The organism is Actinomadura miaoliensis (genome assembly GCF_039536785.1).
Classification (GTDB): Bacteria; Actinomycetota; Actinomycetes; order Streptosporangiales; family Streptosporangiaceae; genus Spirillospora; species Spirillospora miaoliensis.
Window position 1 is genome coordinate 61874 of record NZ_BAAAZG010000051.1, and the last position, 14525, is coordinate 76398.

Sequence of the window (14525 nt, forward strand, 5' to 3'; positions counted from 1 at the left end):
TCCTCATACGGCGGGGTCCGGTGGACCCCGCGTCCGCGCCCTGAAACGACGAAAGCCCCGGGCCGTAGCGGCCCGGGGCTTGTCGCCTTGAGGTCTGTCAGCGCAGCGTCTGGCAGACCAGCCGCCCGGGCTGGTCGAACCAAAAGAAATACACGACGTTGCGCACCCGACAAGAGTAACCCACGGCCCGGCGGGTGAGAGGGGAGGGGGGCGAATATGGCTCAGCTCACGCCGGATGGCAGTATGGCCGCGTCATGTCCCCACCCGATGAGCCTTCCGGTAAACCGCCCGGCAAGCCGCTGCCGCCGGGGCAGTACGTCCCCCGTGGCTGGCCCGTCCTCCACTACGGTCCGGTGCCCAAGTTCCGTCCCGACTCGTGGGACTTCCGGGTGTTCGGCGCGACCGAGTCGGGCGGGCAGCACCGCTGGACGTGGGAGGAGTTCGAGCGGCTGCCGCGTGCCAGGGCGGTCGGCGACTTCCACTGCGTCACCAAGTTCTCCATCCCCGACAACGAGTGGGAGGGCGTGTCCGGCTCGACCGTCGTGGAGCTGGCCCCGCCCCATCCGGACGTCACCCATGTGATGGTGTGGGCCGAGTACGGCTACAGCGCCAACATCCGCATGAGCGACTTCCTGGCCGACAAGACGATGTTCGCCACGCACCGCAACGGGGAGCGGCTCACCCCCGACCACGGCTTCCCCGTCCGCCTGGTGGTGCCGCACCTGTACGCGTGGAAGAGCGTCAAGTGGGTCCGGGGCGTGGAGTACATGGTCAGGGACCGCCGCGGCTTCTGGGAGGAACGCGGCTACCACAACGTCGCCGACCCCTGGAACGAGCAGCGTTACTCGTATCAGGAGGAGGAAGGCGAGGCCCCGCCCCACTGATCGACGCGCCCTGGGCGGCCCTTGATCTGTGCTGGACGGTACCTGTTGCCCCAAACGGCAGGGCCGCACCCCCTCATGGGCATTACTGTGTGTCTTCATGTTGATACCGTCCGTGACCGGAATTCTGGTCTGCGGGGCGACCCTCGCCGCTGCCCTCGGCGCGTGCGCCCTCCGGCCGTGGCTGCGGTCCCGGCGCGGGTTCGGCAGCATGGCCGACGAGGCGACGTTCGCGACCCTGCACACCATCTCGCGGGCCTCGCCGTCCCTGCGCGCCGGGCTGAACCGCGACTCCGCCCGCAAGGCGGCCCGGCACCTGCGGACGCTGCTCGGCGTCGAGGCGGTGGCGCTGGTGGCCGCCGCGCAGGACGACGAACCGCACGACGGGCCCCCCGGCGGGCCGGACGACGGGCCGGACGCGCCCTGCGGCCGGCTGCTGGTCTGGGACGGCCCCGGCGGCTCCCGGCACGCCTGGGCGGTGCTGCGGCACGCCCGGCCGGTGCTGGAGTCCGGGCGGCCGCGCGTGGTCGGGCCGGACGTCCTGTCGTGCGAGGACGCCAGGTGCCGCATCCGCGTGGCCATGGTGGCGCCGCTGTCGGTGCAGGGACGGGTGGAGGGGGCGCTGGCCGCCTACGGGGGCAGCGCCTCGGCGGCGCGCGTGCGCGCGGTGGGCGAGGTGGCGCGGTGGGTGTCCAGCCAGCTGGAGCTGGCCGAGCTGGACTCCTCCCGCGCGCGCCTGGCCGAGGCCGAGATGCGCGCGCTGCGGGCCCAGATCTCCCCGCACTTCGTCTACAACTCGCTGACCACCATCGCCTCGTTCGTCCGCACCGACCCCGAACGGGCCCGTGACCTGCTGCTGGACTTCGCCGACTTCGCCCGCTACTCGTTCCGCAACCCGCGCGACTTCACCACCCTGGCCGACGAGCTGCGTTCCATCGACCGGTACCTGCTGCTGGAGCGGGCCAGGTTCGGCGACCGGCTGCAGTTCAGCGTGGAGGTCGCCCCGGAGGTGCTGCCGGTGGCGCTGCCGTTCCTGTCGCTGCAGCCGCTGGTGGAGAACGCGATCCGGCACGGCATGGCCGACGCCCGCGAGTCGTTCCGCATCCAGATCGTGGCGCGCGACGCGGGGGCCGAGGCGGCGATCAGCGTGGAGGACGACGGGGTCGGCATGGACCCCGGCCGGCTGCGGGAGATCCTGGCCGCGGGACCCTTGTCGGCCGGGCGCGAGCGGCGCGGCGGCGCGGGCATCGGCCTGGCCAACGTGGACGAGCGCCTGCGGCAGGTCTACGGCGACGAGTACGGGCTGACGGTCGAGACGGCGGTCGGGGCGGGCACCAAGGTCAACCTGCGCGTTCCCAAGTACAGCCCGGGCGTCTTCCCCGACTGAGCGCCGGCGTCCCGGCGCCGGGGACGGTGCTCGTGTGCGGTCAACGGGTCGTCGGCGAAACTCCTTCACTCTGTGAAACCGATTGCGGACGATCGGTAATCGCGGCAGGGTCCTCTTATGCTGCGCGTCCTTGCCGTTGACGATGAGGTCCCCGCCCTGGAGGAACTGGTCTACCTGCTGCGGGAGGACCCGCGGATCGAGCGCGTCACCGGGGCCAGCGACGCCGCCGCGGCGCTGCGCAACCTGAGCCGGATGCTGGTGTCCGGCGACCGGCTCGACGCGGTGTTCCTCGACATCCGCATGCCGGGCCTGGACGGGCTCGACTTCACCCGGCTGCTGTCGGGGTTCGCCGCCCCGCCGGTGGTGGTGTTCGTCACCGCGCACGACAACTGCGCGGTCACCGCCTACGAGCTGGGGGCCCTGGACTACCTGCTCAAGCCGGTGCGGCCCGAGCGGCTGGCCGAGGCCGTCCGCCGCGTCGACGAGGCGGTCCACCGCGTCGCGGCGCAGGAGGAGCACGCCGTCGACCGTCCGCCCGAGGACGAGATGGTGCCGGTGGAGCTGGGCGGCCGCACCCGCCTGGTGCCCCGCCGGGAGGTGACGTACGTGGAGGCGCAGGGCGACTACGTGCGGCTGCACACCGCCGAGGGCAGCTACCTGGTGCGCATGCCGCTGGCCCAGCTGGCGCGCCGCTGGGAGGCGGCCGGGTTCATCCGCATCCACCGCAGCACGCTGGTGGCCCTGGCGCACATCACCGAGCTGCGCTTCGACGGCGGCCGCGCGGCCGTGCAGGTCGGGCAGGAGCTGCTGCCGGTCGCCCGCCGCCACACCCGGCAGGTGCGCGACCTGCTGGTGCGCCGCTTCCGCAACGCCGACCAGGACGGGCGGCACGGCGAGCCCGGCACCCGGCGCGGCGAGCCCGGTGACAGGCGTGGCGAGCCCGGTGACAGGCGCGGCGACGGCGGCGGGCGCGGTGAGCCGGGCGGCGGGCGCGGCGAGCCCGGTAGGCGCCGCGGCGACCAGGGCGGGCGCGGCGGCGGGCCGGGCCGCCAAGGCGATGAGCGGGGTCAGCAGGGCGACGAGCGGGGTCAGCAGGGCGGCGGGCCCGGCGGGCGGGGCAGGCGGGACGGCGACCAGGACGGGCGGGACGACGAGTGGGGGCCCGGCGGCGGACGCGGCGGCGGACACGGCGATGACTGAGCCGCGCCGCGTGGCGGTGTCCAACCCGCGCACCCACCGGGCCCGCCGGGGGCCGGTCGGCACGGGCTGGAGCATCGCCCGCGACCTCGACGAGCAGACCGAGCTCGGCGCCGTGTACGCCCGCGCGCTGATCCGCGCGCAGCTGCGCTCGGCGCTGCTGACCGCCGGGGTGGTGCTGGCCGCGATCATCGGGCTGCCCCTGCTGCTGATCCTGGTCCCGGCGCTGGCGCGGGCCCGGGTGCACGGGGTGCCGCTGGCCTGGCCGCTGCTGGTGCTGTGCGTGCAGCCGGTCTGGATCACCCTGGCGGTCCGGCAGCTGTGGCGGGCCGAACGCACCGAGCGGGAGTTCGCGCGCTTCGTGGACCACCAGTGATCGCGTCGGCGGTGGCGATCGCGCTGACCGCGCTGATCGTCGTCCTGGGCCTGATGACGGCGCTGACCACGGTGCGCGGCTCGACCGCGCTGCGGGGCCGCGTCCCCGCCGGCGACGCCGCCGCCTCGGACTTCCTGGTCGCCTCGCGCGGGGTGACGCCGCTGTGGAACGCCGCCGCGATCAGCGGCGAGTACATCTCGGCTGCGGCGTTCCTCGGGTCGGCGGGGCTGCTGCTGGCCTACGGCGCCGACATGCTGTGGCTGCCGATCGGGGCCGTCGCCGGGTACGTGCTGCTGCTGGCGTTCGTGACCGCGCCGCTGCGCCGCTCGGGCGCCTACACCATCTCCGACTTCGCCGAGTGGCGGCTCGGGTCGCTGGCCGTGCGGCGCCTGGTGTCGGTGTGCGTGTGCGTCATCGGCTGGTTCTACCTGCTGCCGCAGTTCCAGGGCGCGGGCGTCACGCTGCGGGTGCTGACCGGCGCGCCGCCGTGGGCGGGCTGGGCGCTGGTGGTGGCCGTGGTGGCGGGCCTGGTGCTGTCGGGCGGCATGCGCAGCATCACCGTCGTCCAGGCGATGCAGTACTGGGTGAAGGTTTGCGCGGTGGCGATCCCGGCCGTGGCCGTGCTGGCAGTCTGGCGGCTGGACGGAGGCCGCGACCCCACCGGGGACGGGCCGCCGAAGTTCCCCCGCGCCACCGTCGTACGGGTGCAGACCGACGTGGCCGTGCGGGTGCCCGCCGACACGGACGTGACGGTGCGCGGCGCGCTGGACGGCAGGGTCCACCACGGGCGGCCGCTACGGCTGGTGAAGGGCCGGCACACCGTGGCCGAGGGCACCGAGCTGCGGTTCCCGGCGGGGGCCTGGGTGCCGCACGCCGAACGGCTGCCGATCCAGGAGGACCACACCTGGGCGCTGCCGTTCGCCCGGGGCCACGACCACCCGCTGTTCGCCACGTACTCGGCGCTGCTGGGCGTGCTGCTGGGCACGATGGGGCTGCCCCACATCCTGATGCGCTTCTACACCGACACCTGCGGCAGGACGGCGCGCCGCACCGCCGCGATGGTGCCGGTGCTGCTGGCCCTGTTCTACCTCTTCCCGGCCGTGTACGGGGCGCTCGGCCGCTTCTACACGCCCGAGCTGCTCGTCACCGGCGACACCGACGCGACCATCCTGATGGTGCCGCAGCGGCTGGTGCCCGGCACCGCGGGCGCGCTGCTGACGGGCCTGGTCGCGGCGGGGGCGTTCGCCGCGTTCATCTCCACGTCCTGCGGCATCGTGGTGGCGATCGCGGGCACGGTGTCGCAGCGGGTGCTGCGCGGCGGCGTGGCGGCCTTCCGCCTCGGCACGGTGTTCGCGCTGGCCGTGCCGCTCGGCGTTCCGCTGACGCTGGCCCAGGACGTCGGCGCGATCGGCGCGGCCAGGCTGGTCACCCTGGCGCTTTCCGTGTCGGCGTGCTCGCTGTGCCCGCTGCTGCTGCTCGGCATCTGGTGGCGCGGCCTGACGGCGTTCGGTGCGGGCGCCGGGCTGCTGGTGGGCGGGGGCCTGGCGGTGGCGGCGGCCGTCACGCGGCTGTTCGGCGGGCCGTGGGACGGCTGGCCCGCCGCGCTGCTGACGCAGCCGGCGATGGCGATCGTGCCGGTGACGTTCGCGGTGATGGTGGGCGGGTCGCTGCTGACGCGCCGCCGGGTGCCCCGCCGGGCCGACCGGGCACTGGCCCGGTTGCACCTGCCGGAGGAAATCGTCAATCGTTGACGCCTCTTCGCCGAAGAAAGTGGACCGTTCCCCCCGTCGTGGCGAAACCGTTCGTCGCCGTCGATCGACCGCTCGTCGGTCGGCGACGCGACGCACATCGACGGCTACCCGCCGTTGGCCGAGGGGGACCGGCCATCGCCTCCCCATCGGTATCGGATCCCTCTACTGTTTCCATTGGCACCACGCACCACACCGCTTCGGGGGGAGCGAGTGGACGCGGCACGGGCCCGAGCGCATCGGCCCGTCGGCGGCGGAACCGCCCCCTCCGCACGGAACAACAGAGGAGATCCGGCACGGCACCGAAAAGCCGGATCAGGAGCCGTCGGATCCCGTACCGGGGGGGTGGGATCCGACGGCGTGAGGCTCGGGCGTCGCTGAATAGTCGGGGGGTTGTTCAGCGACGCCCGGGCCGTTTTCCGTCTGTGGGGCCGGCCCGGTGCGGTGTAATGCGACCTCGGCGGTGCGGTGCCCGCGGTCTCAGCGGTCGCGCAGGCGCTTGAGGGTCTCCACGTCCTTGCGGTGCGGTTCGGGGGCGCGTCCGGGCGTCTCGATGATGAACGGGACGCCCGCCACGGCCGGGTGGCGGAACAGCTCCGCGAACGGCTCCTCGCCGATCCGGCCCGCGCCGATGTTCTCGTGCCGGTCCCTGGCCGACCCGCAGGCGTCCTTGGAGTCGTTGGCGTGGACGAGCTTGAGCCGTCCCTCGCCGACCGTCTCGACGAGGGCGTCGATCGTCGCGGCCGCCCCTCCCGGGGCGGACAGGTCGTGACCGGCGGCGAACGCGTGGCAGGTGTCGAAGCACACCCCGAGCCTGGGGTGGTGGTCCAGCGCCTCGAAGAACGGGCCGAGCTGCTCCACCTTGGCGCACAGCATCCTGCCCTGCCCGGCCATGGGCTCCAGCAGCAGGTCGGGCCCGTCGTCGGGGATCTCCTCCAGCAGCGGCAGCACCTGCTCGCGGACCTGCCGCATGGCGTCCTCGTAGGACTGGCTGACCGCCGAGCCGGTGTGCACGACCACGCCGCGCGCGCCGATGTCGCGGCCCCGGCGCAGCGCGTGCCGCACCGACGCCACCGACTTGGCCAGCGTTTCCGCGCTGGGCGAGCCGAAGTTCACCAGGTACGCCGAATGGACGTAGACCGGCAGGTCGTCCTGCTCGCGCAGCCGGGCGTCCTCGGCGGGCCGGCCCTCCGGCAGCGCCCAGCCGCGCGGGTTGGACACGAACACCTGGACGGCCTCGGCGCCGATCTCGGCGGCGTACTTCAGGCCGCCGGTGGCCAGCCCGCCGGCGACCGGGACGTGCGCGCCGACCGGGCCGCCCACGACGGCCGGCGCCGGCGAGGCGGAGGACGTGCCGGTGGAGGACGAGGTCACGGATGAGGAGGCCATAGGCCGCTCAGCATAGTTGCCCGCCGGACCGTGTCCGTCCATCCCGCCCGTCGACCCCGCCCGGCCGTCGTGCGCGTCCGCCCTGAGGCGGTCAGCCCCAGATGGTGATCTCCTGGCCGCGCTGGGCGGAGGAGCCGGGCAGCGGGTTCTGCCCGACCACCCGGTCGCCCAGCTTGCTGCCGATCTTGACCTTGAAGCCGGAGCTCTTGAGCGCGCGCTTGGCGTCGTCGAACGACTGGCCGATCACCGGCGGCACCGGGAGGCGGTCGCCCCGGTCGCGCCCGCGGTCGTCGTCGCAGAAGAACTCGCCGAACAGGCAGTCGCGGCGGTTGACCACGAGCGTGACCTCGTCCCCGGACGACACGCCGGTACCCGGCTCGGGGTTCTGCGACAGCACCGTGTCACCGGGCCGCCTCCCGTCCCGGCGCCGCTCGATCTTGACGTCGAGGCCCATGGAGCGCAGCCGGTTGGCGGCGTCGTCGCCCTTCTGCCCCACCACGTTCGGCATGGACATGCCGCTGCTGACGACGATCTGCACCGGCACGTCGGGGGACTGCTTCTCGCCCGCGGCCGGGTTCGTGCGCACCACGCGGCCCTTGGCCACCGTCTGGGACGGGGTGCTGCTCTCACGGCCGGGCTGCAGGCCCTTGTCCCGCAGTATGCGCTTGGCGTCGTCCAGGGAGCGGCCGCGCACGTCGGGCACCTCGCGCGGCACCCGGCCCTTGGACGGGGTCAGCGTCACCGTCTCGCCCTTGGCGATCCGGGTGCCCGGCGCCGGGTCGGCCTTGGCGATCTCGCCCTTGTCGACCCGGTCGCTGTAGACCTCGGGGGCGATCCGGGCCCGCAGGCCCGCGTCGGCGAGCGCCTGGCGGGCGTCGGCCACCTTCATGCCGATGAGGCGGTCGGGCACGTGGTCGTACTGGCCGGACGTCTGGTACCACACCGACCAGGCCAGCACCACGGCGGCGACCGCGCCGATCGCGATCAGGACGTACCGGCCGGTCGCGCCGACCCCTCGCCTGGGGGCGTGGTCGCCCGGCGGCACCAGGGACGGCCCGGTCTCGGCGGGCGACAGCACGGCGGTGCGCCCGCCGTGCGGCAGCCCCGGCACGGGCGGCGGGGGCTGCGGGGCCTCCATGACGGCGGTGCGGCCGTAGGACGCCTGCTCGACGCGCCAGTCGATGTCGGGCGGCAGGCCGCCGTGCACCTCGGCCACCAGCGCCAGGAACTGCCCCGCGTCCTGCGGCCGCTGCGCGGGCTCGCGCGCGGTCGCCCGGGTGACCAGCACGTCCAGCTGCTGCGGCAGGCCCGGCACGAGGCCCGACGGCGGCGGCACGGCCTCGTTGACGTGCTTGTAGGCGACCGCCAGCGGCGTGTCGCCCTGGTGCGGCAGCTCGCCGGTGAGCAGCTCGTAGAGCATCACCCCGGCCGCGTACACGTCGGTGCGCACGTCGGCGTTGCCCGACAGCACCTGCTCGGGCGCCAGGTAGCCGACGGTGCCGATGATCAGCCCGGTCTTGGTCATCTTGCTGGCGCTCTCGGCCCGGGCCAGCCCGAAGTCGGCCACCTTGACCTGGCCGTCCTCGGTGATCAGCACGTTCTCCGGCTTGACGTCGCGGTGCACCAGGCCGGCCCGGTGGGCGGCGCTCAGCGCGGCCAGCACCGGCTGAATGATCTCGAGCGCGGCGCGGGGGCCGAGGCGTCCCCGCTCGGTCAGCAGGTCGCGCAGCGTGCGGCCGGGCACGTACTCCATGACCAGGAACACGTGCTCGCCGTCGGTGCGCTGGTCGTACACCGCGACCACGTTGGGGTGCGACAGCGCGGCGGCCGCCTTGGCCTCGCCGATGAAGCGGGCGACGAACTCGTCGTCGGCCGCGAGGTTGGCGTGCATCACCTTGATGGCGACCACGCGATCGAGCCTCAGGTCGCGGGCGACGTAGACCGTGGCCATGCCGCCGCGCGCGACACGGGACTCAATGCGGTAGCGCCCGTCGAGTACCCGCCCGACGAGGGGGTCGGCAACCGTCGTGTCCATCGCTGCGAGTCTAGGCGGCTTTTCCGGTGCGCATCATCAGTCGGGAGTATGAGCATCGATCCGCCCTTGATCGGCTGCGCAGCGTGACCATTTCGACGCGAACTGCGCTTTCAAGGAGGGCAGGCGGCGACGTGACGTGCAGGGAACGTCGCTCAGCGTGAGGGGGCGGGCTCGGCCGCCGGTTCCTCGGGGACGGGGGCGGGGGCGGGGGAGCGGCGGGCGATCCACGCGCGGACGGCGCCGAGCCCGCCGCGCGACACGGCCACTCCGGCCAGGCACAGCACGCCGCCCGCGAGGGTGAACGGCCCCGGCACCTCGCCCAGCAGCGTCCACGACATCAGCACCACCAGGGCGGGAGCGGCGTAGGTGGTCGCGCCCATCTTGCCCGCCGAGGTGCGGGCCAGCGCGTACGCCCAGGTGGTGAACGCCAGGGCGGTCGGGAAGACCCCCAGGTACACCATGTTCAGCGTCGCCGACAGGGGCGCGTCGGCCAGCTCCCCGGCCAGCCGCCCGGAGAACGGCAGGCAGGCGATCGTCCCCACCACGCAGCCGTACGCGGTGACCTGCAGCGGGGAGCCGTGCCTCAGCGCGGGCTTCTGGCTCACCACTCCCGCCGCGTAGGTGACGGCCGCCAGCAGGCACAGCACCACGCCCAGCGCCGCGGACCCGCCGTCCGGGCCGCCGTCCGACAGGGAGACGCCCACCACGGCGGCGCCGGTGAACGACACCGCGATCCCGGCCAGCAGGCGCGCCGGCAGCCCCTCCTTGAGCAGCCAGCCGCCCAGCAGTGCGATGAGGATCGGGCCGACGTTGACCACCATCGCGGCGGTGCCCGCGTCCACCTCCTGCTCGCCCCAGTTCAGGGCCACGTTGTAGACACCGAACCACAGCACCCCGGACACCAGGACGCCGGGCCAGGCGGCGCGCGGCGGCAGGCCCTCCCGGCGCACCAGGCACAGCAGCAGGAGCGTGGCCGAACCCGCCAGCAGGCGGCCCAGCGCCAGCGCGCCCGGCGAGAACTCCCGGCCCGCGCTGCGGATCGCCACGAACGCCGACGCCCACATCACGACCGTGAACGCCGCGGCGGCCACGGCACGCCGGTCCACCGGCGGCCGGGCCGCCGCCTCTGTCTGTCGTTCCATGCGCTGCACCTTAGAAAGCGGACGTTTCCATGAACCCCGAAGCGTTCCCGCCGGTCAGGGCGCGGGACGGGGGAGAACGTGGATCAGTCTGCGTCCGCCGATCTTTCAGGTCCAGCGAATCTTTCTACAGGGATGCGTTTAGCGATCCTTCATGAAGGGTCAGGCGCCGGTGCTGATGCCCTCCCAGGGGGACGACGCCTGCGCGTAGCGGCGCTTGGGGATCCGCCCCGCCAGCCGCGCCAGCCGCCCGGCCTCCACGGCGTGCCGCATGGCGGCGGCCATCACGGCGGGATGCTGCGCGCGGGTGACGGCGGTCGCCAGCAGCACCGCGTCGCAGCCGAGCTCCATGGCCAGCGCGGCGTCGCTGGCGGTGCCCAGGCCCGCGTCCAGCACCACCGGCACGTTCGCCTGCTCGACGATCAGCTCGATGTTGTGCGGGTTGCGGATGCCCAGCCCCGAGCCGATCGGCGAGCCCAGCGGCATCACCGCGGCGCAGCCCGCCTGCTCCAGGCGGCGCGCCAGCACCGGGTCGTCGTTGGTGTAGGGCAGCACCACGAAGCCGTCGTCCACGAGCTGCTCGGCCGCGTCCACCAGCTCGATCGGGTCGGGCAGCAGGGTGCGCTCGTCGGCGATCACCTCCAGCTTCACCCAGTTGGTGTGCAGCGCCTCGCGGGCCAGCTTGGCCGTCAGCACGGCCTCGCCCGCCGTGAAGCAGCCCGCCGTGTTGGGCAGCACCCGGATGCCGCACTCGCGCAGCACGTCCAGCACCGAGCCGCGCGCCGCCGGGTCGACGCGGCGCATGGCGACGGTGGTCAGCTCGGTCCCGGACGCGGTCAGCGCCTCGCGCAGCACGTGCATGCTGGGCGCGCCGCCGGTGCCCATGATCAGCCTGGAGCCGAACTCCTCGCCCGCGATGACGAGCCGGTCCGCGCCGCCGTCCGGGGCCTCGCCGCCCGGGGCCCGGCCCGCCGCGGCCGTGCCGGCCGGAGTCGTGTGGGCCGTCTGCTCTCGCACCGTCAACCTCCCTGCACGGCGGTCAGCACCTCGAGCCGATCCGCCTCCCGTAGCGTCGTGGCGTCCCAGTCGGAGCGCCGTACCACCTCGTCGTTGAGCGCCGCCGCCACGCCGGAGACGGCGGGGGCGACGGACGACACCAGCTCGGCCACGCTGGTGCCCTCGGGCACCTCGCGCGCCTGCCCGTTGACGATGACCTTGACCTTCATGCCGTGACCTCGAAGCGATCGGGGGTGAAGGGACGGGCCTCCTCGGGCACCGTCCCGTCCAGCAGCGTCTCGGTGAGGGCGTCCGCGCTGACCGGCGTCAGCAGGATGCCGTTGCGGAAGTGCCCGGTGCCCAGCACCAGCCCCGGCAGCGCGGACGGGCCGAGCACCGGCGCGTTGTCGGGCGAGCCGGGGCGCAGCCCCGCCGACACCTCGGCGAACTCCAGCTCGGTGATGCCGGGCAGCAGCTCGCGCGCGTCGCGCAGCAGCTCCCACAGGCCCCCGGCGGTGACGCGGGTGTCGAAGCCCATCTCCTCCTGGGTGGCGCCGACCACGATCTCCCCGTCGGCACGCGGCACCAGGTAGATCGACGAGCCCTTCACCAGCCCGCGCGTGCAGCGCCGCAGGAACGGCACCCGGGTGCGCAGCCGCAGCACCTGGCCCTTCACCGGACGCACCGGTGGAACGGTCCCGGGCGGCAGGCCGCCGATGTCGGACGACCACGGCCCGGCCGCCAGCAGCACCCGGTCGGCGGGCAGCCGCGAGCCGTCGTCCAGCCGCACGCCGGCGACGGCGTCGCGCTCGACCAGCACGGCCTCGGCGCGCCGCCGGACCAGCCGCACGCCCAGCTTCTCGGCCGCGGCCAGCAGCGCGGGGGTCAGCCTGCGCGGGTCGATCGAGCCGTCCTCGGGGACGAGCAGCCCGCCACGCACGCCCGGCGCCAGCATGGGCTCCTGCCGGCGGCACTCCCGTCCGGTCAGCGTCTGCGGGCTCAGCCCCAGCGTCTCCTGGAAACGGCGCAGGTCGTCCAGGTACGCCAGGTCGTCGGCGTCGAAGGCGACCTGCAGGACGCCGTCGGTGCGCAGTCCGGTGTCGGCCCCGGTCAGCTCCTCCAGCTCGGCGACGAACGCCGGGTAGCGCGCCAGGGACGTCAGGCCCAGCCGCAGCAGCGGCTCCTCGCCGTAGGTCAGCTCGCTGACGGGGGTCAGCATCCCGGCGGCGACGGCCGACGCGCCGCTCGCCGGATCGGGGTCGACCAGGGTGACCGACGCGCCGCGCGCGGCCGTCCGCCAGGCCGTGGCCAGCCCGACGACCCCGGCCCCGATGATCACGATCTCCAAGTGTGCACTCCCTTCGCCGGCATGATCCGGATCAGGTCCTGGCGGTCGGCGGCCCGCACAGCCGCCCTCTCAGCCCGGTCGTACCGGACTCCCGCGGTTTCTCGCATGTACCACCCTACGTCCCATTAGTCCGGTCCCGTGTGCGGGCATGCGCGTGGCGGACGGCCGTCCGAAGCGGCCGGAACCGGGCGGACTAAGGTGAGCCTTCATGAACAGGGTGATCGTGGTGGGCGGCGGGCTGGCGGGCGTGCGGGCGGTGGAGGCCCTGCGCCGCAAGGGGCACGAGGGAGAGGTGATCCTCGTCTCGGCCGAGCGGCACCGGCCCTACGACCGGCCGCCGCTGTCCAAGGCGGTGCTGGCGGGCGACGCCGACGACACCACCGTCGAGGTCGACTGGGACGACCTGCGCTGCGAGACGCTGCTCGGCGAGCGCGCCACCGCGCTGCGGCCCGGCGACCCGCGCGGCGGCACCGTCGTCACCACCGCCGGCGAGCTGGAGTTCGACGGGCTGGTCATCGCCACCGGCGCCACGCCCATCACCCTGCCCGGCCACGGCGCCCAGCACGTGCTGCGCACCATCGACGACGCCCGCGACCTGCGCGCGCGGCTGACGCCCGGCGTCCGCCTCGTCATCGTGGGCGCGGGCTGGATCGGCGCGGAGGTCGCCACCACCGCCGCCAGGAAGGGCTGCTCGGTCACGGTGGTGGAGGCCGCTGACGCCCCCCTGTCGGGCGCCATCGGCCCGGAGGTCGGGGCGCTGACGGCCCGCTGGTACGGCGAGGCCGGCGTGGAGCTGCGCACGGGCGTCAAGGTCGCCGCCGTCGAGCCCGGGTCGCTGCTGCTGGCCGACGGCGACCGCGTCGCCGCCGACGCGATCGTGGTCGGCGTCGGCGTCCGCCCCGAGCTGGGCTGGCTGGACGGCTCCGGCGTGGAGATCGACGGCGGCGTGGCGACCGACGCCGCGTTCCGCGTCACCGTCGCGGGCACCCCGCGGTCCGACATCGTGGCGGTGGGCGACTGCGCCGCCTGGTGGTCGAACAGGTACGGGCGGCGCCTGCTCGTCGAGCACTGGGACACCGCCCTCAACGCCCCCGCCGTCGCGGCCGCCACCCTGGTCGGGGAGGACGCCGAGTACGACCCCGTGCCGTACTTCTGGTCCGAGCAGTTCGGCCGGATGGTGCAGTACGCGGGCCACCACCCGGTGGCCGAGCGCACGCTGTACCGGGGCGACCCCGACGGCTCCAAGTGGTCGGTGTGCTGGCTCACCGGCGACCGCCTGGACGCGATCCTCACCGTCGACCGTCCCCGCGACCTGGTGCAGGCGCGCCGCGTGATGACCGCGGGCACGCCGGTCGACCCGGACCTGCTCGCCGACCCCGAGCGTCCCGTCCGCGAGACGGTGAAGCCGTGACGGCGCACGTGACGGCGCCGCGACGCCGGCGGCGCCCGGCGGCCTTCCGGGAAGCGGCGGGGTTTGAGAGGAGCGGGGGCGTGGTAGGCAGGGGGCGTGACGCAGATGCACGCAACCGTTGAGCGCGATCTCGATCCCCGGACCGACGCCCTGGCGGGGGAGTGGCTCACCCTCAAGGAGGTGGCCGCGCGGCTGGGAGTCAAGCACAGCAGGATCAAGCAGCTGCTCGCCGAGCGCAAGCTGCTGGCCGTCCGCCGCGAGGGCCAGCTCATGGTCCCCGCCGCGTTCCTGCGGGACGGCCAAGTGATCAAGGGACTGTCCGGCACGCTGACGGTGCTGTCGGACGCGGGCTTCAGCGACCTCGAGACGCTGCGGTGGCTGTTCACCGCCGACGACACCCTCCCGGGCACCCCGGTCCAGGCCCTCAGCGAGAACCGCGGCACCGAGGTCCGCCGCCGCGCCCAGGCCCTGGCCTTCTAGGCAGAACGCAACCGGACAAGTGCGCACCGGCCGCCGCACGGCCGGTGCGCACCGGCGCGTGACCCCGTGATCCGCATCCGGCCCCCGGCGCCGGGTATCAACCGCAAGACACGCGCCGCGCGCGGACAGACAGAGCGC

At 74.3% G+C, this 14525-nt stretch carries 13 protein-coding genes and 1 riboswitch; of the genes, 7 read left to right on the forward strand and 6 right to left on the reverse strand.

Going from position 1 to position 14525, the window contains the following annotated elements; all coding sequences use genetic code 11:
* Positions 1 to 254 precede the first annotated feature (254 nt).
* The 5 genes from ABD811_RS32250 (at position 255) to ABD811_RS32270 (ending at position 5592) form a co-directional block, all read left to right on the forward strand.
* The gene (locus tag ABD811_RS32250; protein WP_344955334.1) at positions 255 to 884 is read left to right on the forward strand and encodes a sulfite oxidase-like oxidoreductase; all 630 of its coding nucleotides are present in this window, start codon (positions 255 to 257) and stop codon (positions 882 to 884) included.
* Between the two features lie 97 nt (positions 885 to 981).
* Positions 982 to 2268, forward strand: coding sequence for a sensor histidine kinase (locus ABD811_RS32255; protein ID WP_344955335.1), 1287 nt, complete (start codon positions 982 to 984; stop codon positions 2266 to 2268).
* Between the two features lie 117 nt (positions 2269 to 2385).
* Positions 2386 to 3468, forward strand: coding sequence for a LytR/AlgR family response regulator transcription factor (locus ABD811_RS32260; protein WP_344955337.1), 1083 nt, complete (start codon positions 2386 to 2388; stop codon positions 3466 to 3468).
* Positions 3461 to 3841 (forward strand): hypothetical protein, encoded by a 381-nt coding sequence (locus ABD811_RS32265; RefSeq protein WP_344955339.1) that lies wholly within the window; start codon positions 3461 to 3463, stop codon positions 3839 to 3841. The genes ABD811_RS32260 and ABD811_RS32265 overlap by 8 nt, the downstream gene beginning before the upstream one ends.
* Positions 3838 to 5592: a sodium/solute symporter gene (locus ABD811_RS32270; protein ID WP_344955341.1), complete on the forward strand. Its 1755-nt coding sequence runs from the start codon at positions 3838 to 3840 to the stop codon at positions 5590 to 5592. The genes ABD811_RS32265 and ABD811_RS32270 overlap by 4 nt, the downstream gene beginning before the upstream one ends.
* 477 nt (positions 5593 to 6069) lie before the next feature.
* Here ABD811_RS32270 and ABD811_RS32275 read toward each other — a convergent pair whose 3' ends face one another.
* The 6 genes from ABD811_RS32275 to thiO form a co-directional block, all read right to left on the reverse strand.
* Positions 6070 to 6978: a deoxyribonuclease IV gene (locus tag ABD811_RS32275; protein WP_344955343.1), complete on the reverse strand. Its 909-nt coding sequence runs from the start codon at positions 6976 to 6978 to the stop codon at positions 6070 to 6072.
* A 91-nt stretch (positions 6979 to 7069) separates the two neighbouring features.
* Positions 7070 to 9013: a Stk1 family PASTA domain-containing Ser/Thr kinase gene (pknB, locus tag ABD811_RS32280; protein WP_344955345.1), complete on the reverse strand. Its 1944-nt coding sequence runs from the start codon at positions 9011 to 9013 to the stop codon at positions 7070 to 7072.
* A gap of 152 nt (positions 9014 to 9165) precedes the next feature.
* The gene (locus tag ABD811_RS32285; protein ID WP_344955347.1) at positions 9166 to 10155 is read right to left on the reverse strand and encodes a DMT family transporter; all 990 of its coding nucleotides are present in this window, start codon (positions 10153 to 10155) and stop codon (positions 9166 to 9168) included.
* A 159-nt stretch (positions 10156 to 10314) separates the two neighbouring features.
* Entirely contained in the window at positions 10315 to 11070 is a 756-nt protein-coding gene (locus tag ABD811_RS32290; protein WP_344955558.1) for a thiazole synthase, read from the reverse strand.
* Positions 11071 to 11171: 101 nt separating this feature from the next.
* The gene (gene thiS, locus ABD811_RS32295; protein WP_344955349.1) at positions 11172 to 11378 is read right to left on the reverse strand and encodes a sulfur carrier protein ThiS; all 207 of its coding nucleotides are present in this window, start codon (positions 11376 to 11378) and stop codon (positions 11172 to 11174) included.
* Complete coding sequence (thiO, locus tag ABD811_RS32300; protein ID WP_344955351.1) at positions 11375 to 12496, reverse strand: glycine oxidase ThiO; 1122 nt, start codon at positions 12494 to 12496, stop codon at positions 11375 to 11377. Before thiO ends, thiS begins: the two co-directional genes overlap by 4 nt.
* Positions 12488 to 12601: riboswitch (TPP riboswitch) on the reverse strand. (Overlaps the previous gene by 9 nt.)
* A gap of 103 nt (positions 12602 to 12704) precedes the next feature.
* Between thiO and ABD811_RS32305 the strand changes: the two genes are divergently transcribed.
* Both ABD811_RS32305 and ABD811_RS32310 read left to right on the forward strand, forming a co-directional pair.
* Positions 12705 to 13907 (forward strand): NAD(P)/FAD-dependent oxidoreductase, encoded by a 1203-nt coding sequence (locus ABD811_RS32305; RefSeq protein WP_344955353.1) that lies wholly within the window; start codon positions 12705 to 12707, stop codon positions 13905 to 13907.
* 105 nt (positions 13908 to 14012) lie between these two features.
* Positions 14013 to 14387 carry an Rv2175c family DNA-binding protein gene (locus ABD811_RS32310; protein ID WP_344955355.1) on the forward strand — a complete coding sequence of 125 codons (375 nt, stop codon included), beginning with the start codon at positions 14013 to 14015 and terminating at the stop codon, positions 14385 to 14387.
* Positions 14388 to 14525 lie beyond the last annotated feature (138 nt).